Source organism: Nonomuraea fuscirosea, from assembly GCF_003001935.1.
GTDB classification, from domain to species: domain Bacteria; phylum Actinomycetota; class Actinomycetes; order Streptosporangiales; family Streptosporangiaceae; genus Nonomuraea; species Nonomuraea fuscirosea.
The window spans coordinates 191,720-214,702 of the sequence record NZ_PVNG01000025.1; the positions used below are offsets into that span (position 1 = coordinate 191,720).

Below are 22,983 nucleotides of genomic sequence, written 5' to 3' on the forward strand. Positions count from 1 at the left end.
CATGGATGCCCATCTGGAGAAGCTCTGGAACACCCTGGAGAAGGTCGACGACCACGCGGTCGCCGTCCGGGCCTGGGGCGGCCGGCTGGCCGGGGTGCTGGCCGCCGGCGGCAGGCTGCTGGCCTGCGGCAACGGCGGCTCGGCGGCCGAGGCCCAGCACCTGACGGCCGAACTCGTCGGCAGGTTCCGGCAGGACCGTCGGCCGTACGCGGCGATCCCGCTGCACGCGGACGGCTCGTCGCTGACGGCGATCGCGAACGACTTCGGCGCCGACGAGGTCTACGCCCGCCAGGTGCTCGCGCACGGGCGCGAGGGCGACGTGCTGATCTGCCTGTCCACCAGCGGCGGCAGCCCGAACGTGCTGGCCGCGGCCAGGGCGGCCCGGGTGGCCGGGATGACGGCGTGGGGCATGACGGGGCCGGGGCCGAACCCGCTGTCGGAGCTGTGCGACGAGGCCGTCGCCGTGCCCGCCGCGGAGACGGCCACCGTCCAGGAGGTGCACCTGGCGCTGATCCACCTGCTGTGCGACGCGGTGGAGGAGGCGCTGTGAGGAACGGGCCGCTCGTCGTCATCGGCGACACCCTGCTCGACGTGGACGTCGAGGGCGACGCCGAACGGCTGTGCCCCGACGCTCCCGTGCCGGTGGTGGCGGTGTCGGCGGAGCAGGCCCGTCCCGGCGGTGCCGGCCTGGCGGCGCTGCTGGCCGCCAGGGACGGCGCCGACGTCGTGCTGATCACCGCGCTCGGCGACGACGCCGACGGCCACCGGCTGTGCGGGCTGCTGTCGCGGGAGCTCGACCTGGTCGGACTGGCCCTGCGCGGCGGCACCGTACGCAAGACGCGGGTCAGGTCGGGCGGCCAGACGCTGGTCAGGCTGGACACCGGCGACGGCAGGGCGCGTCCTTCGCCCACCGCGCAGGCGGCCGAGGCGATCGCGGCGGCGGGCGCGGTGCTGGTCTCCGACTACGGCAGAGGCGTGGCCAGGATGGCCCGCGAGCTGCTGTGCGGCACCGGCGTGCCGGTGGTGTGGGACCCGCATCCGCTCGGTGAGCAGCCGATGCCGGGCTGCGCCCTGCTGACGCCGAGCGAGGCGGAGGCCAGGGCGTGGTGCCGGTCCGGCTACCACGGCCCCGACCAGGCGGCCCGCCACCTGGTACGGGAGCTGCGGGCGGCGGCGGTGGCCGTCACGACCGGCGAGCGCGGAGCCGCGCTGGCCGTCGGGGGCGGCGCGCTGACCCGGGTGCCGTGCCCGCTGCGGGCGCACGGCCGGGACGCCTGCGGGGCGGGCGACCGCCTGGCCGGCGCCGTGGCGCTGGCGCTGCTGGCCGGCGCGAGTGTCGAGGAGGCGGTCACGATCGGCGTGGCCGAGGCCTCGCGCTTCGTCGAGCGCGGCGGCGCCGCGTCCGTGCGGGTGCGGGAGCAGCGGCTCGGCGACCGGCCGCGCACGGCGCTGGAGGTGGCCGGGCTCACCCGGGCCCACGGCGGCCGGCTGATCGCCACCGGCGGCTGCTTCGACCTGCTGCACGCGGGGCACGTGAGCCTGCTGCGGCGGGCCAGGGCGCTGGGCGACGCGCTCGTCGTCTGCGTCAACTCCGACGACTCCGTACGCCGGTTGAAAGGCCCGGCCAGGCCCGTCGTGGACGTGCACGACCGGGTCGAGGTGCTGCGGGCCCTGGGCTGCGTGGACGCGGTGGTGGTGTTCGACGAGGACACCCCCGCGGCCGTCATCGAGCAGCTGCGGCCCGACGTGTGGGTGAAGGGCGGCGACTACGAGGGGGAGGCGCTGCCCGAGTCCGAGGTCCTCGGCAGGCTCGGCGCGGAGATCGTCGTGCTGAGCACGCTGCCGGGGCGTTCGACAACCAATCTGATCAGGGAGATCCAGTGAACGTATTGATCACCGGGGGCGCGTCCGGGCTCGGCCTGGCCACGGCCGAGGCCGTGGAGAAGGAGGGCTGGAAAGCGCTCGTCGTGGACGTCCGCGAGCCCGACCAGCGCTTCGAGCACGTGACGGCGGATCTGGCCGATCGCGGGGAGGCCGAGCGGGCGGTGCGCGAGCTGGCCGAGCGGGCCGGCGGCCTGGACGCCGTCGTGACGGCGGCCGGCATCGACGCGTGCGGGCGGCTGGAGGACGTGCCGGCCGCGGACTGGGAGCGGGTGATCCAGGTGAACCTGCTGGGCACGGCCGCGGTCGTCCGGGCGGCGCTGCCGTACCTGAAGCACACCCGCGGCAAGGTCGTCACCTGCGCCTCGACGCTGGGGCTGCGGCCGCTCAGCGACGCCTCGGCGTACTCGGCCTCGAAGTTCGGCGTCGTCGGCTTCACCAGGGGGCTGGCGATCGAGACGCGCGGGGAGGTGGGGGTGACCCTGCTGATTCCCGGCGGCATGCGGACGAGCTTCTTCGACGGTCGTCCGGAACAGTACAAACCGGGCCCGGAGGCCGGGCTGAACGATCCGGCGCACGTGGCCCAGGCCGTGGTGTTCGCGCTGCGGCAGCCCGCGGGTTGCGAGGTGAGAGAGCTCGTCGTCTGCCCGTCCACGGAGACGTCATGGCCCTAGAGCTGCTGGCGCTGCGCGGGCTCGGCCTGGGCGACCTGCTCACGGCCGTGCCCGCCCTGCGGGCCCTGCGCCAGGCCTTTCCCGGGCACCGCATCACGCTGGCCGCCCCGCGCGCGCTGGGCGACCTGCTGCCGCTGATCGGCGCGGTGGACGACCAGGTGGACGTGTCGGGGCCGGGTCCGGTGCCGTTCGAGCGGCCGGACATCGCGGTCAACCTGCACGGGAAGGGGCCGCAGAGCATCGAGGCGCTGCGGCGTACCGATCCCGGGCGGCTGATCGGCTTCGGCACCGGCCCGCCGTGGCAGGACGGCGTGCACGAGGTGCGGCGCTGGTGCGGCCTGCTGGAGTGGCACGGCATCCCCGCCGACCCGGCGGACCTGACGCTGGGCGTCTCCGACCGTACGGGGCCCGCGATCGTCCATCCGGGCGCCGCGTACCCGGCGCGGCGCTGGCCTCCCGAGCGGTTCGCCGAGGTGGCCGCGGCGCTGGACGACGTGGTCGTCACCGGGAACGAGGCGGAGGTGCCGCTGGCCGCGAAGGTGGCCGAGCTGGCCGGGCTGCCGCCCGAGCGGATGCTGGCCGGGCGCACCCGCCTGGCCGACCTGATCGACCTGGTCAGCAGGTCGCGGCTGGTGGTCTGCGGCGACACCGGCGTGGCCCATCTGGCCACGGCCTTCTGTGTGCCGTCGGTGGTGCTGTTCGGCCCGGTCTCCCCCGCTCTGTGGGGGCCGCCGCCGGGCTGGCGGCACGTGCCGCTGTGGGCGGGCAGGACGGGTGATCCGCACGGGGAGCGGGTGGACCCGGGCCTGTTGCGGATCGAGGTATCTGAAGTGGTCGAGGCTGCCTTGGAGGTCACGTCATGAGGGCTCTGGTCACCGGGGGCGCCGGGTTCCTCGGCTCCTATCTGTGCGAGCGGCTGCTGGACGAGGGTGCGGAGGTCGTCTGCATGGACAGCTTCCTCACCGGCGGGCCGCGCAACGTCGAGCATCTGCTGGAACGGCCGGAGTTCCGGCTCATCGAGTGCGACCTGACGGGGTACGTGCACGTCCCCGACCGGCTCGACCTCGTCCTGCACTTCGCCTCGGCCGCCTCGCCGGCCGACTACCTGCGCTATCCGATCGAGACCCTGCGGGTGGGCAGCGTCGGCACGCTGCACGCGCTGGGGCTGGCCAGGGAGAAGGGCGCCAGGTTCGTGCTCGCCTCGACCAGCGAGGTGTACGGCGATCCGCTGGAGCACCCGCAGAAGGAGACGTACTGGGGCAACGTCAACCCGGTCGGGCCGCGCAGCGTGTACGACGAGGCCAAGCGCTTCGCCGAGTCGCTGACCACGGCCTACCGCCAGTCGCGCGGCACCGACACGGGGATCGTGCGCATCTTCAACACCTACGGCCCGCGCATGCGCCCGTTCGACGGGCGGGCCATCCCGACGTTCATCCGCCAGGCGCTGACCGGGGAGCCGATCACGATCAGCGGGGACGGCTCGCAGACCCGGTCGATCTGCTTCGTCGAGGACACCGTCTCGGGGATCCTCGCCATGGCCCGCAGCGACTTCGCCGGCCCGGTCAACATCGGCAACCCGGACGAGCTGACCATGCTGGAGCTGGCCACCCTGATCAGGGATCTGACCGGGTCGTCGTCGGAGCTCAGGTTCATCGAGCGGCCGGTCGACGATCCCAAGGTCAGGCGGCCGGACACGACGCTCGCGGCCGAGCGGCTCGGCTGGCGGGCGCGGGTGCCCGCCGCCGAGGGGCTGCGGCTCACGATCGAGTGGTTCGCGGGCGAGCTGGGCGCCGTCCGGCGCCTCGATCCGGTCGAACGGGTCGAGGTCGTCTGACGCCGGCGCGTCGTCCTGGGGCGCGTCCCCTGCAGGCTGAGGCGCGGTCAGCGCTCGTTGCCGGCGCGCAGCCAGGCGAGGTAGTCGGCGACCCCGCGCTCGGTGTCGTACTCGGGCTCGAAACCGGTGTCGGCGCGCAGCCGGGTGGTGTCGAGCCAGGTGCGGCCCGCGGCCGGGTCGCGGCCCTCGGGGAGGTCGACGCCGGCGCCGGGGACGAGTTTCCTGATCGCCGCGGCGACCTCCCCGTTGGTGGTCAGGCGTCCCGAGGACACGTTGTAGGTGGGGTGCCGGAGCCGGTCGGCGGTCTGGAGCAGGGCCAGGGCGCGGCCGCAGTCCTTGACGTAGCACAGGTCGATGCCGTCGCCGGCGTGGGCGCCGCCCCGCAGCGTGGACAGGTCGGGCGCGGTGCCGTGGACGGCGGCGTGGACGAGCTGGGGCGCGGCGAAGAACGGCGACGGGTTGTGCCCGAGCGGGCCCCAGATGGCGCCGATGCGGTAGCTGACGGTCTCCAGGTCGATGACCTGGCGCAGGTGGTCGGCCAGCAGCTCGGCGATCTTCTTGAAGCCGGGGATGGGGTGGGGCGCGGTCATCGGCAGCGGCAGGTCCTCGGCCAGCGGGCCCTCCGCGACACCGGCGCCGCCGTACACGCCGATGGTGCTGGCCAGGCCGAGGCGGCGCACCTGCCATTCCTGGGCGGCCCGGTAGACGTTGAGCAGGCTCTTGATCGCCCGCTCCGCGCCCTCCAGCGGTTCGTGCCCGCCGGCCGGCCACGGCATCGAGCCGGCCAGGTGCAGGATGCCGGTGATCTTGTAGCGGTCGCCGAGGCCGAGCAGCGCGCGCTCGTCGTGGAGGTCGGCCCGCTCGACGAACAGCCGCTCGCCGGCCTCGGCCGCGAAGGCGGCGGGGACCTCGGCGGGGCGGCGCTGGACGAGCACGCAGGATTCGCCCAGGTCGAGCAGGGCGCGGGTGGTGGCCGTGCCGATGAAGCCCAGCCCGCCGGTGATGAGGATCATTGTCAGCCCTTCAAATCATCAGTGCAACTGACAATCAGGCTAGCACGGCAGAATCGCTCCTCGTACGGGAGCCGGTCGAAGGGCCGGCAACAGGTGAGGCCCGGCCGTTTCCGGCCGGGCCTTCAGGGGTGGTGGGTCAGAGCGTGTCGCCGAGGAGGGCATCGGCCAGGGGCGGTGGATCAGAGCCCGGCGCCGGGCAGGGCGCCGGAGAGGGGTGGCAGGTCAGAGCGCGACACCGAGCAGGGCGTCGGCGAGGTCTCTGACCAGGGCGGGGGCGGCGGAGTCGGAGCCGCCGGCGGTGAGGGCGCGTTCGGCCCAGGCGTCGATCGCGGCCAGCGCGCCCGGCGAGTCGAGGTCGTCGGCCAGCCGGGCGCGGACCGTCGCCAGCAGCTCGTCCGCCGGCGGCCCCGACGCCAGGGCGGTGGCCGAGCGCCACCGCGCCAGTCTGCGCTCGGCCTCGGCCATCAGCTCCGGCACGTATTCCCAGTCGGCGCGGTAGTGGTGCGCCAGCAGGACGAGCCTGATCGCCATCGGGTCGTGCTCGCGCCGCAGCCTGGAGACGAAGACGAGGTTGCCCTTCGACTTCGACATCTTCTCGCCGTCGAGCGCCACCATGCCGGCGTGGGTGTAGAACTTCGCGAACGGCCACTCGCCGGTCGCGGCGTGCCCCTCGGAGGCGCCGCACTCGTGGTGCGGGAAGATCAGGTCGGAGCCGCCGCCCGCCACGTCGTAGCCGGGCCCCAGGTGGTCGAGGGCGATCGTGGTGCACTCGATGTGCCAGCCGGGGCGGCCGCGGCCCAGCGGGGACTCCCAGGCGGGCTCCCCCGGTCGTTCGGCGCGCCACAGCAGCCAGTCGAGCGGGTCGCGCTTGCCGGGCCGCTCGGGGTCGCCGCCGCGCTCGGCGAACAGGGCGGTCATCTGCGCCTCGTCGTAGCCGGACACCTGGCCGAACTTGGGGGCGTCGGCCACGCTGAAGTAGACGTCGCCGTCGAGGTCGTAGGTGACGCCCTTGGCGCCCAGCTTGGCGATCAGGTCCGCCACCCGGCCGACGACCTCGGTGACGCCGACGTATTCGCGCGGCGGCAGGATCCGCAGCGCCTCCATGTCGCCGCGGAACAGCTCGATCTCGCGCTCGGCCAGCTCCTGCCAGTCGACGCCGGTCTGCTCCGCCCGTTCCAGCAGCGGATCGTCCACGTCCGTGGCGTTCTGCGTGTAGTGGACCTCGTGGCCGGCGTCGCGCCAGACGCGGCCCACCAGGTCGAAGGCGTGGTAGGTGTTGGCGTGGCCGAGGTGGGTGGCGTCGTAGGGGGTGATGCCGCAGACGTACATCCTGGCGGTGGGGCCGGGGTCGGTCTGCCGCACCTGCTTGGCGGAGGTGTCGTAGAGACTCAGCGGAATGCTCTCACCTGGGAGCTTTGGAACGTTCTGGGCAGACCACGATCTCATGCCTTTGAGCCTATCCGTCCCGATCGGCGGTCAGGTCGGTGAACTCGTACGTGACCTCGCCCGGCTCGATCGCGACCTCCATCACCGACAGGGAGGCGAAGAGCCGGCCGTCGGGCAGCTCGTGCCGGATGATGAGCGCGCCGCGGTCGGCGGACGGCTCCTCCTCGATCAGCGCGCGCCAGTCGTCGCTGTCACGGAAGCGGGGCAGGTAGGCGCGCACCCGCTCGCTCTCGTCGTCCAGGCCCGAGTTGACGACCATGCTGGTGCCGGCGGGCAGGTCGGAGCGGACCGGCCGCTCGCCGTCCCAGCTGAGCAGCCGCACCCGCGTCAGGTCGGCGAGCACCAGGTGGAAGGGGTCGTAGCGGGTCAGGTCGCCTTCGGGCAGCTCTCCCGTGTACGCGGCCTTGAGCGCCAGGTCGCCGCGCGAGACCTTGGTCGTCTCCTCGGCGGCCTTGCCGTGCCCGTTGAGCAGCGCCGCGGCGCGGCGGGCCGCCGGATGGACGGCCAGCCAGGTGCCGCCCGCCTTGAGGTCACGCCCGCCGATCACGCCCGGGTAGTCGGGCCAGTGCTCCCCCGGCCCCTCCCACGGGCGATCGGCGAACTCGTCGCGCACGCCCATGAGTGTCAGCCGCGGCCCGGTCTTCACGATCAGCGTGCACATGAGGCAAAGGGTAATAAACGGCTTCGCGCTCTGTTAAATGGGGGGCCAGGGTATGGCGGGCCACCCCTCCGACGGGTACGGATGCACGCCGGTGTCGAGCAGCCGCCTGACCCGCTGCCAGGTGGCCTCGACCTCGGCCAGCGTCAGCAGCTCGCGCAGCCTGCGCCCCAGGGAGCCGGACTCGAGGTCGCGCTCCAGCTTGGCCAGCACCGCCACCGCCTCGCGGGCCAGGGGCTTGCCGCGCCACTGCCACAGCACCGTGCGGAGTTTGTCCTCGGCGGAGAAGCAGACGCCGTGGTCGACCCCGTAGACGTGCCCGGTGGGCAGCGGCAGCAGGTGGCCGCCCTTGCGGTCGGCGTTGTTGACCACCGCGTCGAACACCGCCATCCGGCGCACCACCGGGTTGCGGCTCTTGACCAGCCGCATGAGGTCGATCTCGCGCTCGGTGTCGATCCACAGCTGGCACATGCCCGGCCCGAACGGCCCCTCGCGGTAGACCGTGGGCGGCACGATGCGCCAGCCGGTGGCCTGCGAGACCTCGAAGGCGGCCACCTCGCGGGCGGCGAGGGTGCCGTCGGGGAAGTCCCACAGGGGGCGCTCGCCGCGTACGGGCTTGTAGACGCAGGCGGCCGAGCGCGCGCCCAGCTTGACCGAGCAGTAGAGCGTCATGTTGGTCGCCTCGACGAGGCGGCCCGCGACCTCGATGCTCCCGTCACGGAGCAGCGTCAGCGCCTCCTCGTCCCGCATCAGCTGCGGCTGGGAGTGCTTGACGGCCGGTTCGCTCTCCGGAGCGGTCATGAAGCCGCCTCACCCCCGCGGTAGCCGTTGAGACGGACACAGACATGCCCGGCGGCGTCGAGTGGCTGCCCGCAGAGCGGGCACGGCGGCCGGCCCGCCGCGACGATCTGCAGGGCCCGCTGGGTGAAGGCGCGGGCCGCCCCCGCGCTGATGCGCACGCGCAGCACCGCGGGATCGGGCCGTTCGAGATCGTCCTCGTCGACGGCCTCCTGCGCCTCGATCACCACTTGCGCCTTCTCGGCGTCCCAGGTCAGCGCCATGGTGCCGACGCGGAAGTCCTCCGCGAGCGGCACGTCGAGCGGCGCGTCGTCGGCCAGGTCGGCCGGGGCCAGCGCCGGCACCTGGGCGGTGCCCCCGCTGAGCCGCAGCACCTCGTCGAGCAGCTCGTCCAGCCTGCCCGCGAGCGCGGCCACCTGCAGTTTCTCCAGCGCCACCGTGGTCAGTCTGCCCTCGGCCCTGGCCTGCAGATAGAAGACCCGTGCGCCTGGTTGCCCCAAGGCACCGGCGACGAACCTCTCTGGTGGGTCGTAGTCGAAGACCGGCATAGCCTGACCTTACGTGGTTCCGGGCCCGCCGCCGACGGCGGCATCGCTCCCGGTGATGTTTTCTCCCCCGTCTTTCTCCTCCGAATCCTCAGGAAGCCTCAAATCCCCCATGTCGTTAAGCCTGAGAAGAAAGGGACGCAAGGGGGCATAGCGAATGACGGTGAGAGCCGCCGGATCAGCGGTTATGCGCTGAAACTGATCGAGATGCAGGCCCAGGGCGTCCGCGACGATCGCCTTGATCACGTCTCCGTGGCTGCAGACCAGGTAGACACCCTTACTCCCGAGGCGCTGATTCCACTCCCTGACCGCCGCCACGGCCCGGTGCTGCATCACGGCCAGCGGCTCCCCCTCAGGGAACGTCGCCGCGCTCGGATGGGCCTGCACGACCTGCCACAGGGGCTCCTCGGCCAGTTCCTTCAGCGGCCGGCCGGTCCACGTGCCGTAGCCGCACTCGATGAAACGTTCGTCCGTCGAGACGTCCGTCTCCCGTCCTTCCGCTACCGCTTGCGCCGTTTCCCGGCAACGTTCGAGCGGGCTGGAGACAATGGCGTCGAGCCTGACGCTCGCGACGCGCCCGGCGAGCGCGGCGGCCTGCGCCCTACCCGCCTCGCTCAGATGCACCCCCGGGGTACGGCCGGCCAGCACCGGCCCGGTGAGGTCCGTCAGCCCGTGCCGGGCCAGAAGCAGCGTGGTCATCACGTAAGTGTCGCAGGCGTCGATCACAACGTTTCATCGGCCTGGACGGTAACCTGGCGGGATCATGGAGCAGCGCTATGTCGGCCTGAGCGGCCTGTCGGTGTCCCGGGTGGGGCTCGGCACGATGACCTGGGGGCGTGACACCGACGCGGACGAGGCCGCCGCCCAGCTCCGCACGTTCCTCGACGCGGGCGGCAACCTGGTCGACACGGCCGACGTCTACACCGGCGGCGACGCCGAGCGGCTGCTGGGCCGGATGTTGCGCGACTCCGTGCCGCGCTCGGAGCTGGTGATCTCCACCAAGGCCGTGGTGACGCCGACGGGCCGCCGGCCGCGCGACGCCTCCAGGCGTCATCTGATCGCCGCGGTGGACGACTCGCTCAACCGCCTCGGGCTCGACTACGTCGACCTGTGGCAGCTGCACACCTACGACGCCGAGGTGCCTCTGGAGGAGACCCTCGCCGCGCTCGACGCGATCGTCTCCTCCGGCCGTGCCGTCTACGCGGGCGTGTGCGACTACGCCGGCTGGCAGCTGGCCGCCGCCTCCGTCACCCAGAAGATGATCCCCGGCCGCATCCCGATCACCGCGGCCCAGGCCGAATACTCGCTGCTGGCCCGCGAGCCCGAGCGCGAGCTGCTGCCCGCCGCGGCTCATCTGGGCGTCGGCGTGCTGGCCTGGTCGCCGCTCGGGCGCGGGGTGCTGACCGGCAAATACCGCACCGGCGTCCCCGCCGACTCGCGCGCCGCGACCCCGCACTTCGCCGACTTCGTCCGCCCCTATCTGGACGAACGGTCGCGCCGGGTGGTCGAGTCCGTCATGACCGCCGCCGACGGGCTCGGCGTGTCGCCGCTGGCGGTGGCCCTGTCCTGGGTACGCGACCAGCCGGGGATCGCCTCGGCCATCGTCGGCGCCCGTACGCATGCGCAGCTCAAAGGCATCCTCCCGGCGGAGGACGTGGTGCTGCCGATAGAGATCCGAGAGGCCCTCGATGACGTGTCGTCCCTCGACTGACCGGCCGTGCCCCCATGGCCCCCAGGGCTCCGAGGCGGCCGCCGGGGAACGAGAGACCTTCTCGCGTATCACTAGTCGGTACCGAATCGCAACGTTACCCGCGAAAAGCCTGCGTCTGAGGTCCGATGTCCATAAAGATTTCCTCCAGAAGCGACGCAGGAGGGGACGGATGGGGAGCAGGACCGCGATCTCGGCTGGAGTTCTCGCGGTGGCGCTGGCGGCCGTCCCGGTGGCGGCGCCTGCCGCCTCGGCCGCGGCCCAGGACTGCACGCGCGACGGTGGCCTGCTCGCCGGGGTGACCAACACGCTGTGCGACGTCGTGGGCGCGGTCACCGGCACCGTCGACACGCTCACCGGCGGCGCCACACAGCCGCTCACCGACGGGGTGGACAAGACCACCGACGAAGTGCTCGGCCGCGTGGGCGAAGCGGTGCCCACCACGAGGTCCACGCCCGACCGGCCGGCCACGACGCCCTCGACGCCGCGGCCCAGATCCAGCAGGACGGCCGATCCCGGCCGTTCAGGGGAGGACTGCCTGCCGGTGCTGGCCTGCGCCAACCAGCAGGGCGTCGAGCGGCTCACCCCGCCGCCCACGCCGGAGCCGTCGGCCGGGCACAAGCGGCGGCCCCGCCAGGGGGCCGCGACCGCCACGGCGACCGCCTCGGCCCCGGCCCAACCGCGGGTCACCCGCCCGCAGAGCCCGCCCCCGCAGGCGCACACCGTCCGGCCCACGCCGAAGCAGGAGACGGCCCACGCCGAGGAGCCCCGGGTGGACCTGCTGTGGCCCAACCCGTTCTCGCACGAGCTCGCGGTGCCGATGCAGGATCAGCGGGTCGTACGGCCCAGCCCGCCCGCCTCCGACGTGCTGGGGACGGTGCTGACGATCGCGTTGCTGGGCTCGGCGGTGCTGGCGACCCGGATCGTGCAGCAGCGGCGGCACCGTACGGAGCCCACGGAGTCGATCCCGTTCGAGCCGGCACGGGCCGGCTCGAACGGACGGCACCGGCTGGCCTGAACCGGCCGGGCCTGAAACAGCCGGCCTCGACCAGCCGGATGGGGTGGGCGGGGTCAGCCGCCGATGGCGTGGACGCCGCCGTCGACGTGGACGATCTCGCCCGTCGTCGCGGGGAACCAGTCGGACAGCAGCGCCACGCACGCCCTGGCCGTCGGGCCGGTGTCGCCGAGGTCCCAGCCCAGCGGGGCCTTCTCCGGCCAGCTGTCCTCGAACTCGCGGAAGCCGGGGATCGACTTGGCCGCCATGGTGCGCAGCGGACCCGCCGCCACCAGGTTGACGCGGATGTTCTGCTTGCCCAGGTCGCGGGCCAGGTAGCGGTTGCAGGACTCGAGGCCGGCCTTGGCCACGCCCATCCAGTCGTAGACCGGCCAGGCCTTGGAGGCGTCGAAGTCGAGCCCGACCACCGCCCCGCCCTCCTTCATCAGCGGCAGGCAGGCCACGGCCAGCGACTTGTAGGAGTAGGTCGACACCTGCAGCGCGGTGGCGACGTCCTCCCACGAGGTGTTGAGGAAGTTGCCGCCCATCGCCGACTGCGGGGCGAAGCCGATCGAGTGCACGACGCCGTCGAGCCCGTCGACGTGCTCGCCCACCCGGGCGGCGAGCGTGTCGAGGTGGTCGGTGTTCTGGACGTCGAGCTCCAGCACCGGCGCCTGCTCGGGCAGCCGCTTGGCGATCCGCTCCACCAGGCTGAGGCGGCCGAAGCCGGTCAGGACGACCGTGGCGCCCTCTTCCTGGGCCAGTTTGGCCACCGCGAACCCGATCGAGGCGTCGGTCAGCACGCCGCTCACGAGGATCCGCTTGCCGTCGAGAAGTCCCATTGTCAGTGCCCCATTCCAAGTCCGCCGTCGACGGGGATGACCGCGCCGGTGATGTAGGAGGCGTCGTCGCCGGCCAGGAAGCGCACGACGCGCGCGATCTCCTCGGGGGCCGCCTGCCGGCCGAGGGGGATGTTGGCCACGATCGCCTCGGTGTCGAGGTCGGCCGTCATGTCGGTGGCCACGAAGCCGGGTGAGACGACGTTGACCGTGATGTTGCGCGAGCCGTATTCGCGGGCCATGGACCGGGCGAAGCCGATGAGGCCCGCCTTGGAGGCCGCGTAGTTGGTCTGCCCGGCCTGGCCGCTCAGGCCGACGACGGAGGAGACGAGGATCACCCGGCCGCGCTTGAGCCGCATCATCGGCCTGATCGCCCGCTTGGCGACGCGGTAGGCGCCGGTCAGGTTGGCGTCGATGACGTCGGTGAAGGTCTCCTCCTTCATCATCGCCAGCAGCGTGTCCTTGGTGATGCCGGCGTTGGAGACCAGGACCTCGACCGGGCCGTGCTCGGCCTCGACCTTGTCGAAGGCGGCCTCGACGTCGGCCGTGCTGGTGACGTCGCAGCGCACGCCGAACAGGCTCTCGGGCGGCTCCCCCGATCGGTAGGTGACCGCGACGGCGTCGCCTGCCGCGGCGAGTTCACGGGCGATCGCGAGGCCTATGCCGCGATTGCCCCCGGTGACGAGTACAGAGCGTGCCATGGGATCTGACGCTATCCCCTACCGGCGGGTACCGGCTTGTCCGGGTGAGACAAGATCGCAGGGTTAGGATCGTGGACATGCGCCAGATCGACCCCGATTTCCTGGAGCTGCCGCTGCGGCAGCTCGCGGACGCCGCCTTGCAACGTGCTCGTGACCTGGGCGCCGAGCACGCCGACTTCCGGCTCGAACGCGTCAGGGCGGAGACGTTGCGCCTCTACGACGCCCGGCTCGAAGGCTCGCTCGACGCCGACGACCTCGGCTACGCCGTGCGGGTCGTCAAGGGCGGCACGTGGGGCTTCGCGGCCGGCGTGCTGCTGACGCCCGAGGCCGCCGCCGGGGTGGCCGAGCAGGCGGTGCGGGTGGCCGAGGTGAGCGCGCCGATCAACCGCGAGCCGGTCGAGCTGGCGCCCGAGCCGGTCCACGCCGGCGCGGTGTGGGTGTCGGCGTACGACGTCGACCCGTTCGAGGTGCCCCAGGCCGACAAGGTGAGCCTGCTGGCCGAGTGGTCGGCCGGGCTGCTGAAGGGCGCCGACCACGTCTCGGCGCGGCTGCTGCAGGTCAAGGAGCAGAAGTTCTACGCCGACACGGCCGGCACGTCGACCACGCAGCAGCGGGTGCGGGTGCATCCGGCGCTCAACGCGATGAAGGCGTCGGAGAGCGGGTTCGACGACATGTCGACGCTGGCGCCGCCGGTCGGGCGGGGCTACGAATACCTGACCGGCACCTGGTGGGACTGGCAGGCCGAGCTGGCCAGGCTGCCCGAGCTGCTGGCGGAGAAGCTGGCCGCGCCCTCGGTCGAGGCGGGCGAGTACGACCTGGTGATCGACCCGTCCAACCTCTGGCTGACCATCCACGAGTCGATCGGCCACGCCACCGAGCTGGACCGGGCGCTCGGCTACGAGGCGGCCTACGCCGGCACCAGCTTCGCCACGTTCGACCAGCTCGGCGAGCTCGTCTACGGCTCGCCCGCGATGAACGTGACCGGCGACCGCACCGTCACCCACGGCCTGGCCACGGTCGGCTACGACGACGAGGGCGTGCAGGGGCAGAGCTTCGACATCGTCAGGGACGGCATCCTGGTGGGCTACCAGCTCGACCGGCGGATGGCGCGGCTGAAGGGGCTCGGCCGGTCCAACGGGTGCGCGTTCGCCGACTCGCCCGGTCACACGCCGATCCAGCGCATGGCGAACGTGTCGCTGGCGGCGGCGCCCGGCGGGCCCTCGACCGACGAGCTGATCGCGGGCGTCGATCGGGGCATCTACATCGTCGGCGACAAGAGCTGGTCGATCGACATGCAAAGGTACAACTTCCAGTTCACCGGGCAACGGGCGTACCGGATCACCGGCGGCCGGCTCGACGGGCAGCTCAAGGACTTCGCCTACCAGGCGACGACCACCGACTTCTGGCAGTCGATGGAGGCGGTCGGCGGGCCGCAGACGTACGTGCTCGGCGGCGCGTTCAACTGCGGCAAGGGCCAGCCGGGGCAGGTCGCGCCGGTCAGCCACGGCTGCCCGTCGGCGCTGTTCCGGGGTGTCCGGATCCTCAACACCGTGCAGGAGGGCAACAATTGAGGCCGCAGGAGATGGTGGAGAGGGCGCTGCGGCTCTCCCGCAACGACGGCTGCGTGGTGCTGGTGGACGAGGAGTCCACGGCCAACCTGCGCTTCGCGGGCAACACGCTGACCACCAACGGCGTCGCCCGTTCGGCCCGGCTGACCGTGATCTCGATCGCGGGGCAGGGCGTGGGGGTGGTGTCGCGGGCGGCCGTACGCGATGAGCAGCTCGCCGGCGTGGTGGCGGCGGCCGACGCGGCGGCGCGCGACGCGCGGCCGGCCGAGGACGCGCGCCCGCTGGTCGAGCCGGGCTCCGCCGCGCCGCACTGGGACGAGGAGGTCCGGCCGACCGACATCGGGGTGTTCGAGGCGTTCGCGCCCGCGCTCGGCGACGCGTTCGCGGCGGCCGAGTCGGGCGGCAGGAAGCTGTACGGGTTCGCCGAGCACTCGCTGACCTCGACGTTCCTCGGCACGTCCACCGGCGTGCGGCTGCGGCACGACCAGCCGACCGGCCGGCTGGAGCTCAACGCGAAGTCCGGCGACCTCAAGCGCTCGGCGTGGGCCGGCGTGTCCACCCCCGACTTCACCGACGTCGACGTCTCCGCGCTCGGCGACGGGCTGGCGCAGCGGCTGCAGTGGGCCAAGAACCGGGTGGACCTGCCCGCGGGCCGCTATGAGACGCTGCTGCCGCCGAGTGCGGTGGCCGACCTGATGATCTACCTGTACTGGTCGGCGGAGGCCAGGGACGCGCTCGACGGGCGCTCGGTGTTCGCCAAGCCCGGCGGGGGCACCCGGGTGGGCGAGGAACTGGGCGCGCTGCCGGTCTCGCTGTCGAGCGATCCCGGGGCCGAGGGCGTCTCGTGCGCGCCGTTCGTGACCGCGCACGCCTCCAGCAGGGGCAACTCGGTGTTCGACAACGGGCTGCCGCTGGGACCGACCGACTGGATCAAGGAAGGGCGGCTGGAGGCGCTGCAGCAGACGCGTTACTCGGCCGAGCTGAGCGGGCTGCCGGTGACGCCCGGGATCGACAACCTGATCATGTCGGCGCCCGGCGACGGGCGCTCGCTGGAGGAGATGATCGCCTCCACCCGGCGCGGGCTGCTGCTCACCTGCCTGTGGTACATCCGCCAGGTCGATCCGCAGACGCTGCTGGTGACCGGGCTGACCCGCGACGGCGTCTACCTGGTCGAGCACGGTGAGGTCGTGGGCGAGGTGAACAACTTCCGCTTCAACGAGAGCCCGGTCGACCTGCTGGGGCGGCTGACGGAGGTGGGGGCGAGCGGGCGCACGCTGCCGCGCGAGTGGAACGACTACTTCCAGCGGACGATCATGCCGGCGGTGCGGGTGCCCGACTTCAACATGTCCACGGTGAGCCAGGCCAGCTGACCCGCTCCCGGGGATCTCCGCACGCGCGGGCGGTCCCCTGGCGCGCCCGGTGCGGCTCGGCGGCTCGGCGCTTCCACGCGCGCCGGCCGGCCTGGCGTATCGGCGCGGTCAGCGGGGGCCGAGGAGGGCGGCCAGGGCGTGGCTGAGGGCTTCGCCGAGCGTCTTGGCGCACGTCGCGTAGCCCTCCGGCGGGCCGCCGTACGGGTCGTAGACCTCGGGGGCGGGACGCGCGTCGCGGCGTTCGGCGGCGGACTCGACGATCGCCCGCGCCCGTTCGGTCGTGTCGGAGCGGTAGCGCCGCTGGCTCGCCCCCGCCGCGAGCGCGGCGAACTCCGGCAGCGTGAACGTCCTGCGCGCCGCCGCCGCGTCGAGGCCGACCGCGGTGGCTCGGTGCGCGTTCTCCATGGTCAGCAGCAGATCTGCCGAGCTGACCAGGGCGGGCTCCAGCAGCCTGGCCCGGTGCGCGCGGCCGTCGAGGCCGAGCCGGTCGAGGGCGGCGACGGCGTGCGGGGCCATCGGATGGCCGACGAGCGCGCGCACCCCCGCGCTGCTCGTGGCCACGGGCAGGGACGCGGAATGGAGCATCGCCCGTGCGATCACCTCCGCCATGGCGGAACGGCAGATGTTGGCCGTGCACACCAGCAGGATGCGGAACTCACTGCTCACGAGCGTCAATCTAACGGCTCGGGAGCGCCCGCGGGCGGCGGTTTCGCGCGAGCGGGCCCACGGGCCGGCGGAGAGGCGCCACCGGCCCGTCAGAGGCAGGCGTGGGACCGGCGCCGGCCCATCACGGGCCGGCGGCGAGGCTGTGCCGGCCCGTCAGCGGGGGGCCGGGGTCAGGAGTCCTCCAGGCGGAAGCCGACCTTCATGCCGACCTGGAAGTGCGCGACCTCTCCCGCGTCCAGGTGACCCCGGATCTCGGTCACCTCGAACCAGTCGAGGTGCCGCAGGGTCTCGGAGGCCCTCCGCAGGCCGTTGCGGATGGCCTGGTCGACGCTCTCCCCCGAGGTGCCGACGATCTCGGTGACGCGGTACGTACGATCCGTCATCTCACATCCTCCTTACTCGAAGGCCATGATCGCATGACCCCTGCCCCGGGGCCGGGCTGCCGTGCCCGGCACGACCCTCGGGGGATACCGTGGAAGACATGAAGGGGTGGCGCAGGAAAGCAGATGTGCACCAGGTCACCGATGCCAAGCCGTCGCTCACGGCCGACATCCGCAGGCGTGAGATCAGCTATCTGATCAAGATGGGGATCCGCACGATCTGCCTGATCCTGGCGGTCGTGGTGCCGGTGCCGTGGCCGTACCGGCTGCTGTTCATCGCGGCTGCGGTCTTTTTGCCATACATAGCGGTAATCGGGGCCAATGAGAGGGGTCAGGCAGGCCCGCCGCCTACCTTTCAGTCCCCCGAAGCTAACCAAACCGAGATACCGCTGCATCGACGCGAGATCGGGTCGTGACTAAGTCTTGACGCATCCCATGGGTTGTAGGTGTACGCTTTAGCCATAGCGCTCCGGTCCCCCGTCGGAGTGCTGGTGCCGGCGTTCCGGGCCCCCGTCGGAACGCCGATGAAGCGACGCCGGGTGGTTTGCCCCCGTAACCACCCGGCGTCGCCCTTTTCTCGGCAAGTGATTTGATCAGTGCGCGCCGTGACCGCTCTTCGGTAGGGCTACTTTCCCGAAATCGTTTACACGGGCTCCCGCCTCGTTATTCACAGGAAATCTTCAGGCGGGAGCCGAGCCTGACTTCAAGAGTTCGTTCGAGTGTCAGTCATCTGTCAGCTTCGCGCCGCTGTCGCACTCCCAGTTCTTCGCCAATGTGATCAGTCTGGCCACGGCGTCCTCGGAAGCGGTGCCCGACCCCTGGGCCAGACCGAGCAGATACGCCGTCAGCGGCGCGGCCGGGCGGGCGACGCCGTGGGCGACCTCCTTGGTCAGGTCGAGGATCCGGTCGCGGTCCACGCGGGCCGGGTCGATGCCCAGCTCCTCGCAGGCCAGGGCGGTCCATTCGTTGAGCACGTGCATGTGAGCCTCCTTCAGGTGCTCCCCATTGTGTCGCACAGGTGAGCGATCCTCATGCGCCGCGGCCAGGGCCTGTCGCCCTGGCGCGTCGAGGTTCCTGGAGGCGGTCGGCGGGTGCCGGTTGCCGGGTTGCCGGTCACCGGATGGAGGTGCGGCGATCGGCGGTTGCCGGGTGGCGGTCGCCGGGTCAGCCGCCGATGGCGGACATCGGCCTGGAGGGCTGGAGGAACGACGGGTCGTCGATGCCGTGGCCCGCGCGCTTGCGTGACACGGCCACCAGCCAGCGCTCGGCCAGCTCCTCGTCCGAGGCGCCCGCCCGCATCGGGGTCTTCAGGTCCGACTCCTCGGTGGCGAACAGGCAGTTGCGCACCTGGCCGTCGGCGGTGAGCCTGACCCGGTCGCAGGCCCCGCAGAACGGCCGCGTCACCGAGCCGATCACCCCGACCCTGGCCGGGCCCCCGTCGATGAGGAAGCGTTCGGCCGGGGCGCTGCCGCGCTCCTCGAGGTCGTCGGGCGTGAGGTCGAAGGAGCCGGACAGCAGTTGCAGGATCTCGTCGGCGGTCACCATGCCCTCGCGGCTCCAGCCGTGCTGGGCGTCGAGCGGCATCTGCTCGATGAAGCGCAGCTCGTACCCCTGCTCGACGCACCAGCGCAGCAGCGGGGCGGCCTCGTGGTCGTTGACGCCGCGCATGAGGACGGCGTTGACCTTGACCGGCCGCAGGCCGGCTCCGTCTGCGGCGGCCAGCCCGGCGATCACGTCGGCGTGCCGGTCGCGGTGGGCCAGACGCTTGAACGTGGCCGCGTCGAGCGTGTCGAGGGAGACGTTGACCCGGTCGAGCCCGGCGGCGGCCAGCGGCTCGGCGAGCCGGGCCAGGCCGATGCCGTTGGTGGTCAGCGAGACCTGCGGCCTGGGGGTCAGCGCGGTGGTGCGGCCGACGATGTCGACCAGCTCGCGGCGCAGGAGGGGCTCGCCGCCGGTGTAACGCACCTCCGTGATGCCGAGCCGCTCGACGCCGATCGTCACCAGGCGGACGATCTCCCCGGCGGTCAGGAGCTGGGCGTTCGGGAGCCAGTCGAGCCCTTCCGGCGGCATGCAGTACGTACAGCGCAGATTGCACTTGTCCGTGAGGGACACCCGAAGATCCGTCGCCACCCGTCCGAACGAGTCTCGCAACATGGGGCGTCACCTCCTGTTCGTATCGCCAGAGGGCCAGACTACGGCGCGCGGTGACCTGCCCTCAAAATCCGCCACTTCAACACATTCTTCCCTAGATCGATTCCTTCCTCACGTCGGCGTGGCATGTGGGCCGGGCGGTTTCACGGGGTGGAGGCGTGCCAGGCGTCGCGGGCGTCCATCAGTTCGGCCAGGTGCCTGCGCGACCACTCGCAGCCGGCGTTCATCGGTTCGAGCAGGCTGCGGCCCAGGTCGGTGAGCTCATAGACGACGCGGGGCGGGATCTCGTCGTACGCGGTGCGGGTGAGCAGGCCGTCGCGTTCCATGGCGCGCAGCGACTCCGTGAGCACCTTCGGGGTGATGGTGCGCAGGGGCGTCTGGAGTTCGGTGAAGCGCCTCGGGCCCTGCTCCAGGCAGCGGATGATCTTCGCGGTCCACTTGTCGCCGACGCGGAACGGCCCCGCGGCCGGTGGGCAGCCGGTGAACATGTCCGGATCCAGAGGCTCTCGCATGGCGTCATCGTAGGTAACTATCGTTGCGGATAGCGACACCTCCCCCTTTACCGTCTGCGAAGGCGTCCGGGCGGTCCGGCCGCCGATCGGGAACGAGCAGAGCGGACGGAGCATGCGCGCATGAGCAGGATCGTGGTGTTCGGGGCCGGCGGTCGCGCCGGGGTGAAGGTGGCCGCGGAGGCGGCAGGACGCGGGCACGAGGTGACGGCCGTGGTACGCGACCCGGCGGCCCATCCGGAGCTGGGCGGCGACCAGGGACACGAGGTCGGCCAGGGGCTCGGTGGTGACCGGAGATCCGGTGGAGACCCAGGGCCCGGTGGTGATCGGGGATCGGGAGGCGGCCGGGTCAAGGTGGTCGCCGGGGATGTCACCGATGCCGGGAGTGTGGCGGAGGTGGCGGCGGGGCACGACGTGGCGGTTCAGGTGGCGGCGCGGCTGGACGTGCCGGCGGAGGAGTTCTACGGGGCGGCCTCGCGGGCCCTGGTGGACGGGCTGGCGCGGGCGGGGGTGAGCCGGCTGGTGGCGCTGGGCATCGGCAGCGTGCTGGAGGTCTCGCCCGGGGTCCGGCTGATGGACACGCCCGGCTTCCCTGCGGAGGCCAGGGCGTTCTCGCTGGGGCACGTCGCGCAGCTCGACGTGCTGGAGGGGTCGGCGCTCGACTGGGTGGTGATCGCGCCGCCGCCGGTGTTCCTCGACGGCGAGGCGTCGAGGACCGGGCGCTACCGGTTCGGCGACGGGCGGGTGCCGGAGGCCGTGGAGGGCGAGCCGGTGTTCTCGTACGCGGATCTGGCGGTGGCGCTGGTGGACGAGGCCACCCGGCCGGAACACCACCGGGTCCAGGTCGCCGTCTCCTACTGAGACCGTCTCCTACTGGGACCGGCCCGGCGGCACCCGCCCGCCGGACAGGCCACGACCGCGTGGGCACGCGGAAGCCCACTCTTCCGACGGGCGGTGAGCACGCGGGGACGCGGAAACCTGCCGGGTGGAGACGCGGCGCGGTGGATACGGCGAACGCGGGCCGGTGGATACGGCGAACGCCCGGCCGGGATGGCCGGGCGTTCGCGGGTCGCATGGGCTGCCGTGACTAGTGGCGGCGGCCGAGGACCTTCAGGTAGTCCGTGCCCTCGGAGGGGGCGAGGTGCCTGCTGCCCTCGAAGATCGCACGCCACGTGCCCGACGAACGGGCCCGCACCTTGATCCCGAAGTAGCCCTTGCCGCTGGTGCGGATCGTGTCCACGTGCTCCCAGCGGCCGCTGCCGTTCGGCTGGAAGAGGATGACGATCCGCTTGTAGGCCAGGCGGTGCCAGGTCTCCTGCTTCTTGCAGCGGTCGGCGTGGATCACCGACACGAAGCCGCTGATGTAGTCCTCTTCGCACCGCACGGAGAGCTTGCCCGCGACGGTGATGGGACGGCCACGCCAGGCGGGCTCAGGGTTGACGTCGAGCGAGAGGCTGGTCTCGCCGCCCGCGACATCGGGGTCCAGGCGGCCAGGGTCGTCCGCGAACGCCGGCGAGGCGGCGGTGGCCACCATCGTCGCGCCCACGGCAGCTGCCGCCAGGCCGGCGGCTAGACGTCGCATCATCAAAATCGAAATTCCTTCCCCGTCTGAAAAACGCACCCCAAGCGGGGCACATCAACGCCATTGACGCGTAAGGGTAAGGAAAAGTTGCGGTAAAGCCGATCACGATTCCGCAACGGCGAGTGCGGCGAGGTTTAGCCTGGCGACTGCTTTATGACCTATCGCGCTATTTGTCGGATTTTCGAAAGGTCGGCCGAGTAGTGCCCCGTTCCGGGGTACCGCACCCGCCATTCGCCGGTCGTGCGGCCCTCGATCGTGCCGGCGAACGCGCCGGACGCGTCCGTGGTCGTCTCCCCCACCGTCTCCCACGGCGATTTGGCGTCCGGGCGCCACAGGAGCTCCAGCCGCTGCTTGGCGAACGGGCCGAAGTCGGTCAGGCCGCGCGGGTCCACGCGGGTGAGCGAGCCGTGCAGCCGTACGCCGTCCGTGCGGGCCGACTTCTCCGCCCGTACGGAGGAGAGTTTGGTCTGCCGCCGAAGCTCGAACGAGGCGTACTGCGTGACGGTCGTCCCGTCCTTGCCCTTCGCGGTGGCCGTGATCGTCCAGGTGCCGGCCGGGTAGTAGCGGTTCAGCCTCTTGTCCGGCAGGAAGCGCCAGGTCTGCCAGCCGTCCGTCATCCGGGCCGGTGGGGCCGGAACCAGCCGCCACACGATCCGGGGCGGGATCACCGGGAACGTGTCCTCCACCCGGACGCCGACCTTGCCCCCGGCGGCGGGCGCCTGATCGGGCGCCTGGACGCCGCCGGCGACGGGCCGGTCGTTCACCGTGGTCCCCCCGCCGGGCCCGGCGTCGACGGCGGGCCGGCCGTTCGCCGCCGGCTGGCCGTTCGCGACGGGCTGGCCGTTGACGACGGGCGCCAGCGGAGCGGGGCGCGGCCGTACCAGGGCGGTCTGGGCGTCCTCCTTCGGCCCCGTGCCGCCCGGCACGGCGGTCGAGGGAGCCGAGCCCGCCAGCGGGGCCGGGCGCGGCACCGGTCCCGGGGACACGGCCGGGGACGGCCGGGCGGCGTGGACGGGCGTGAGCGCGGGATCCTGCGGCGCCTTGCCCGGCGCGAGCACCGGCGCCTGGGCCGCGTCCCTGACGGGAGTCTGGGCGTGGTCGGCGGCGGCCTCCTGCGCCGGCCCCTGAGCGGGGACTTGAGCCGATCCCTGGGCCGCGTCCTGGGCGGATTCGTGCGCGGATTCCTGAGCGGATCCCTGGGCCGCGTCCTGGTTCGGCCGCGAACCCGCGTCCTGGGCCGGCGGACGGACCGGTTCCTGGGCCGGGGGCCGTACCTGGTCCTGCCCCGGCGGGACGGCCGGCGGGGCGGCCGGCGGGCGGACGGGCGCGGGAGCCTGCGAGACGATCGGCGGCGTCACCGGGCGCGGCTGCGGCTCCCGTACGGGCGGAGCGCCGGGCTCCACCTTGACGGTGACACCGTCCTTGCCCCGCGCCCCCTTGGCGATCACGTCGATCACCAGCCGGACGGAACCGTGCGCCCCCACGACGGGATCCGATGGACGCACGGTGATGGAACGGATGGCGGGCTCGGTCGCGGCGGAGGCAGCAGGCACGGGCACCGTGAGCGACCCCGCCGCGAGCGAGACGAGAAGAAGGCTTCTGGTCATGATCGAGACGGTAGGAACCGTCCGGTAATGACCAGGACCACAACACACGCCCCGAATGG

Annotated in this window: 26 protein-coding genes; 11 read left to right on the forward strand and 15 right to left on the reverse strand. The window is 72.5% G+C overall.

Going from position 1 to position 22,983, the window contains the following annotated elements:
* The first annotated feature begins 1 nt into the window (after nucleotide 1).
* The 5 genes from B0I32_RS44905 to B0I32_RS44925 are packed head-to-tail and all read left to right on the forward strand — an operon-like array spanning nucleotide 2 to nucleotide 4,389.
* Nucleotides 2–550 (forward strand): D-sedoheptulose-7-phosphate isomerase, encoded by a 549-nt coding sequence (locus B0I32_RS44905; RefSeq protein ID WP_106250146.1) that lies wholly within the window; start codon nucleotides 2–4, stop codon nucleotides 548–550.
* Nucleotides 547–1,884 (forward strand): D-glycero-beta-D-manno-heptose 1-phosphate adenylyltransferase, encoded by a 1,338-nt coding sequence (rfaE2, locus tag B0I32_RS44910; protein ID WP_106250148.1) that lies wholly within the window; start codon nucleotides 547–549, stop codon nucleotides 1,882–1,884. The genes B0I32_RS44905 and rfaE2 overlap by 4 nt, the downstream gene beginning before the upstream one ends.
* Nucleotides 1,881–2,555 carry an SDR family oxidoreductase gene (locus tag B0I32_RS44915; protein ID WP_106250150.1) on the forward strand — a complete coding sequence of 225 codons (675 nt, stop codon included), beginning with the start codon at nucleotides 1,881–1,883 and terminating at the stop codon, nucleotides 2,553–2,555. The genes rfaE2 and B0I32_RS44915 overlap by 4 nt, the downstream gene beginning before the upstream one ends.
* Nucleotides 2,546–3,418 carry a glycosyltransferase family 9 protein gene (locus tag B0I32_RS44920; RefSeq protein ID WP_106250151.1) on the forward strand — a complete coding sequence of 291 codons (873 nt, stop codon included), beginning with the start codon at nucleotides 2,546–2,548 and terminating at the stop codon, nucleotides 3,416–3,418. The genes B0I32_RS44915 and B0I32_RS44920 overlap by 10 nt, the downstream gene beginning before the upstream one ends.
* Nucleotides 3,415–4,389, forward strand: coding sequence for a UDP-glucuronic acid decarboxylase family protein (locus B0I32_RS44925; RefSeq protein WP_106250153.1), 975 nt, complete (start codon nucleotides 3,415–3,417; stop codon nucleotides 4,387–4,389). The genes B0I32_RS44920 and B0I32_RS44925 overlap by 4 nt, the downstream gene beginning before the upstream one ends.
* Before the next feature lie 47 nt (nucleotides 4,390–4,436).
* Here the strand turns inward: B0I32_RS44925 and B0I32_RS44930 are convergent, their stop codons facing one another.
* The 6 genes from B0I32_RS44930 to B0I32_RS44955 form a co-directional block, all read right to left on the reverse strand.
* The gene (locus B0I32_RS44930; protein WP_106250155.1) at nucleotides 4,437–5,402 is read right to left on the reverse strand and encodes an NAD-dependent epimerase/dehydratase family protein; all 966 of its coding nucleotides are present in this window, start codon (nucleotides 5,400–5,402) and stop codon (nucleotides 4,437–4,439) included.
* Nucleotides 5,403–5,624: 222 nt separating this feature from the next.
* Nucleotides 5,625–6,848 (reverse strand): cysteine--1-D-myo-inosityl 2-amino-2-deoxy-alpha-D-glucopyranoside ligase, encoded by a 1,224-nt coding sequence (gene mshC / locus B0I32_RS44935; protein ID WP_106250156.1) that lies wholly within the window; start codon nucleotides 6,846–6,848, stop codon nucleotides 5,625–5,627.
* Between the two features lie 10 nt (nucleotides 6,849–6,858).
* Nucleotides 6,859–7,509 carry an NRDE family protein gene (locus B0I32_RS44940; protein ID WP_106250158.1) on the reverse strand — a complete coding sequence of 217 codons (651 nt, stop codon included), beginning with the start codon at nucleotides 7,507–7,509 and terminating at the stop codon, nucleotides 6,859–6,861.
* Between the two features lie 33 nt (nucleotides 7,510–7,542).
* Nucleotides 7,543–8,307 (reverse strand): SCO1664 family protein, encoded by a 765-nt coding sequence (locus tag B0I32_RS44945; RefSeq protein ID WP_106250159.1) that lies wholly within the window; start codon nucleotides 8,305–8,307, stop codon nucleotides 7,543–7,545.
* Nucleotides 8,304–8,852: a DUF3090 domain-containing protein gene (locus B0I32_RS44950; RefSeq protein ID WP_106250161.1), complete on the reverse strand. Its 549-nt coding sequence runs from the start codon at nucleotides 8,850–8,852 to the stop codon at nucleotides 8,304–8,306. The genes B0I32_RS44945 and B0I32_RS44950 overlap by 4 nt, the downstream gene beginning before the upstream one ends.
* A 9-nt stretch (nucleotides 8,853–8,861) precedes the next feature.
* Nucleotides 8,862–9,548: an MSMEG_4193 family putative phosphomutase gene (locus tag B0I32_RS44955; protein ID WP_106250243.1), complete on the reverse strand. Its 687-nt coding sequence runs from the start codon at nucleotides 9,546–9,548 to the stop codon at nucleotides 8,862–8,864.
* A gap of 64 nt (nucleotides 9,549–9,612) precedes the next feature.
* Here B0I32_RS44955 and B0I32_RS44960 point away from each other — a divergent pair, with 64 nt between their 5' ends.
* Nucleotides 9,613–10,560 (forward strand): aldo/keto reductase, encoded by a 948-nt coding sequence (locus B0I32_RS44960; RefSeq protein ID WP_106250162.1) that lies wholly within the window; start codon nucleotides 9,613–9,615, stop codon nucleotides 10,558–10,560.
* Between the two features lie 169 nt (nucleotides 10,561–10,729).
* Nucleotides 10,730–11,575: a hypothetical protein gene (locus B0I32_RS44965; protein ID WP_146178545.1), complete on the forward strand. Its 846-nt coding sequence runs from the start codon at nucleotides 10,730–10,732 to the stop codon at nucleotides 11,573–11,575.
* Nucleotides 11,576–11,628: 53 nt separating this feature from the next.
* Here B0I32_RS44965 and fabI read toward each other — a convergent pair whose 3' ends face one another.
* A complete protein-coding gene (gene fabI / locus B0I32_RS44970; protein ID WP_106250165.1) occupies nucleotides 11,629–12,393 on the reverse strand; it encodes an enoyl-ACP reductase FabI in 765 nt (254 codons plus the stop codon).
* Nucleotides 12,394–12,395: 2 nt separating this feature from the next.
* A complete protein-coding gene (fabG, locus tag B0I32_RS44975; protein ID WP_106250167.1) occupies nucleotides 12,396–13,091 on the reverse strand; it encodes a 3-oxoacyl-ACP reductase FabG in 696 nt (231 codons plus the stop codon).
* A 77-nt stretch (nucleotides 13,092–13,168) separates the two neighbouring features.
* Between fabG and B0I32_RS44980 the strand changes: the two genes are divergently transcribed.
* Nucleotides 13,169–14,662: a TldD/PmbA family protein gene (locus tag B0I32_RS44980; RefSeq protein WP_106250168.1), complete on the forward strand. Its 1,494-nt coding sequence runs from the start codon at nucleotides 13,169–13,171 to the stop codon at nucleotides 14,660–14,662.
* Nucleotides 14,659–16,029, forward strand: coding sequence for a metallopeptidase TldD-related protein (locus B0I32_RS44985; protein ID WP_245956460.1), 1,371 nt, complete (start codon nucleotides 14,659–14,661; stop codon nucleotides 16,027–16,029). The genes B0I32_RS44980 and B0I32_RS44985 overlap by 4 nt, the downstream gene beginning before the upstream one ends.
* Before the next feature lie 108 nt (nucleotides 16,030–16,137).
* Here B0I32_RS44985 and B0I32_RS44990 read toward each other — a convergent pair whose 3' ends face one another.
* The gene (locus B0I32_RS44990; RefSeq protein ID WP_106250172.1) at nucleotides 16,138–16,695 is read right to left on the reverse strand and encodes an arsenate reductase/protein-tyrosine-phosphatase family protein; all 558 of its coding nucleotides are present in this window, start codon (nucleotides 16,693–16,695) and stop codon (nucleotides 16,138–16,140) included.
* A 170-nt stretch (nucleotides 16,696–16,865) separates the two neighbouring features.
* Nucleotides 16,866–17,078 carry a dodecin gene (locus tag B0I32_RS44995; RefSeq protein WP_106250173.1) on the reverse strand — a complete coding sequence of 71 codons (213 nt, stop codon included), beginning with the start codon at nucleotides 17,076–17,078 and terminating at the stop codon, nucleotides 16,866–16,868.
* Nucleotides 17,079–17,176: 98 nt separating this feature from the next.
* On the opposite strand from B0I32_RS44995, the gene B0I32_RS45000 reads away from it, so the two are divergent.
* Nucleotides 17,177–17,491 carry a DUF3099 domain-containing protein gene (locus tag B0I32_RS45000; RefSeq protein WP_106250175.1) on the forward strand — a complete coding sequence of 105 codons (315 nt, stop codon included), beginning with the start codon at nucleotides 17,177–17,179 and terminating at the stop codon, nucleotides 17,489–17,491.
* A 306-nt stretch (nucleotides 17,492–17,797) separates the two neighbouring features.
* On the opposite strand, the gene B0I32_RS45005 is transcribed toward B0I32_RS45000, so the two are convergent.
* From B0I32_RS45005 to B0I32_RS45015, 3 genes are all read right to left on the reverse strand, one after another.
* Nucleotides 17,798–18,055, reverse strand: a complete 258-nt coding sequence (locus B0I32_RS45005) for a DUF6457 domain-containing protein (protein ID WP_106250177.1) — start codon at nucleotides 18,053–18,055, stop codon at nucleotides 17,798–17,800.
* Between the two features lie 184 nt (nucleotides 18,056–18,239).
* Nucleotides 18,240–19,229, reverse strand: coding sequence for a GTP 3',8-cyclase MoaA (moaA, locus tag B0I32_RS45010; RefSeq protein ID WP_106250179.1), 990 nt, complete (start codon nucleotides 19,227–19,229; stop codon nucleotides 18,240–18,242).
* Nucleotides 19,230–19,369: 140 nt separating this feature from the next.
* Nucleotides 19,370–19,738: a winged helix-turn-helix transcriptional regulator gene (locus B0I32_RS45015; protein ID WP_181308470.1), complete on the reverse strand. Its 369-nt coding sequence runs from the start codon at nucleotides 19,736–19,738 to the stop codon at nucleotides 19,370–19,372.
* 120 nt (nucleotides 19,739–19,858) lie between these two features.
* Between B0I32_RS45015 and B0I32_RS45020 the strand changes: the two genes are divergently transcribed.
* Complete coding sequence (locus B0I32_RS45020; RefSeq protein ID WP_181308472.1) at nucleotides 19,859–20,596, forward strand: NAD(P)-dependent oxidoreductase; 738 nt, start codon at nucleotides 19,859–19,861, stop codon at nucleotides 20,594–20,596.
* A 226-nt stretch (nucleotides 20,597–20,822) separates the two neighbouring features.
* On the opposite strand, the gene B0I32_RS45025 is transcribed toward B0I32_RS45020, so the two are convergent.
* Together B0I32_RS45025 and B0I32_RS45030 are read right to left on the reverse strand one after the other, a co-directional pair.
* Complete coding sequence (locus B0I32_RS45025) at nucleotides 20,823–21,320, reverse strand: hypothetical protein (RefSeq protein ID WP_146178546.1); 498 nt, start codon at nucleotides 21,318–21,320, stop codon at nucleotides 20,823–20,825.
* A gap of 155 nt (nucleotides 21,321–21,475) precedes the next feature.
* Nucleotides 21,476–22,924 (reverse strand): hypothetical protein, encoded by a 1,449-nt coding sequence (locus B0I32_RS45030; RefSeq protein WP_106250183.1) that lies wholly within the window; start codon nucleotides 22,922–22,924, stop codon nucleotides 21,476–21,478.
* Nucleotides 22,925–22,983: the final 59 nt, after the last annotated feature.

Bases quoted from the DNA above. Each gene is read 5' to 3' on its own strand.
- B0I32_RS44905 (WP_106250146.1), top strand. From the start codon at position 2: ATGGATGCCCATCTGGAGAAGCTCTGGAACACCCTGGAGAAGGTCGAC.
- B0I32_RS44920 (WP_106250151.1), top strand. From the start codon at position 2,546: ATGGCCCTAGAGCTGCTGGCGCTGCGCGGGCTCGGCCTGGGCGACCTG.
- B0I32_RS44925 (WP_106250153.1), top strand. From the start codon at position 3,415: ATGAGGGCTCTGGTCACCGGGGGCGCCGGGTTCCTCGGCTCCTATCTG.
- B0I32_RS44930 (WP_106250155.1), bottom strand. From the start codon at position 5,402: ATGATCCTCATCACCGGCGGGCTGGGCTTCATCGGCACGGCCACCACC.
- mshC (WP_106250156.1), bottom strand. From the start codon at position 6,848: ATGAGATCGTGGTCTGCCCAGAACGTTCCAAAGCTCCCAGGTGAGAGC.
- B0I32_RS44940 (WP_106250158.1), bottom strand. From the start codon at position 7,509: ATGTGCACGCTGATCGTGAAGACCGGGCCGCGGCTGACACTCATGGGC.
- B0I32_RS44945 (WP_106250159.1), bottom strand. From the start codon at position 8,307: ATGACCGCTCCGGAGAGCGAACCGGCCGTCAAGCACTCCCAGCCGCAG.
- B0I32_RS44950 (WP_106250161.1), bottom strand. From the start codon at position 8,852: ATGCCGGTCTTCGACTACGACCCACCAGAGAGGTTCGTCGCCGGTGCC.
- B0I32_RS44955 (WP_106250243.1), bottom strand. From the start codon at position 9,548: ATGACCACGCTGCTTCTGGCCCGGCACGGGCTGACGGACCTCACCGGG.
- B0I32_RS44960 (WP_106250162.1), top strand. From the start codon at position 9,613: ATGGAGCAGCGCTATGTCGGCCTGAGCGGCCTGTCGGTGTCCCGGGTG.
- B0I32_RS44965 (WP_146178545.1), top strand. From the start codon at position 10,730: ATGGGGAGCAGGACCGCGATCTCGGCTGGAGTTCTCGCGGTGGCGCTG.
- fabI (WP_106250165.1), bottom strand. From the start codon at position 12,393: ATGGGACTTCTCGACGGCAAGCGGATCCTCGTGAGCGGCGTGCTGACC.
- fabG (WP_106250167.1), bottom strand. From the start codon at position 13,091: ATGGCACGCTCTGTACTCGTCACCGGGGGCAATCGCGGCATAGGCCTC.
- B0I32_RS44980 (WP_106250168.1), top strand. From the start codon at position 13,169: ATGCGCCAGATCGACCCCGATTTCCTGGAGCTGCCGCTGCGGCAGCTC.
- B0I32_RS44995 (WP_106250173.1), bottom strand. From the start codon at position 17,078: ATGACGGATCGTACGTACCGCGTCACCGAGATCGTCGGCACCTCGGGG.
- B0I32_RS45000 (WP_106250175.1), top strand. From the start codon at position 17,177: ATGAAGGGGTGGCGCAGGAAAGCAGATGTGCACCAGGTCACCGATGCC.
- B0I32_RS45005 (WP_106250177.1), bottom strand. From the start codon at position 18,055: ATGCACGTGCTCAACGAATGGACCGCCCTGGCCTGCGAGGAGCTGGGC.
- moaA (WP_106250179.1), bottom strand. From the start codon at position 19,229: ATGTTGCGAGACTCGTTCGGACGGGTGGCGACGGATCTTCGGGTGTCC.
- B0I32_RS45015 (WP_181308470.1), bottom strand. From the start codon at position 19,738: ATGCGAGAGCCTCTGGATCCGGACATGTTCACCGGCTGCCCACCGGCC.
- B0I32_RS45020 (WP_181308472.1), top strand. From the start codon at position 19,859: ATGAGCAGGATCGTGGTGTTCGGGGCCGGCGGTCGCGCCGGGGTGAAG.
- B0I32_RS45025 (WP_146178546.1), bottom strand. From the start codon at position 21,320: ATGATGCGACGTCTAGCCGCCGGCCTGGCGGCAGCTGCCGTGGGCGCG.
- B0I32_RS45030 (WP_106250183.1), bottom strand. From the start codon at position 22,924: ATGACCAGAAGCCTTCTTCTCGTCTCGCTCGCGGCGGGGTCGCTCACG.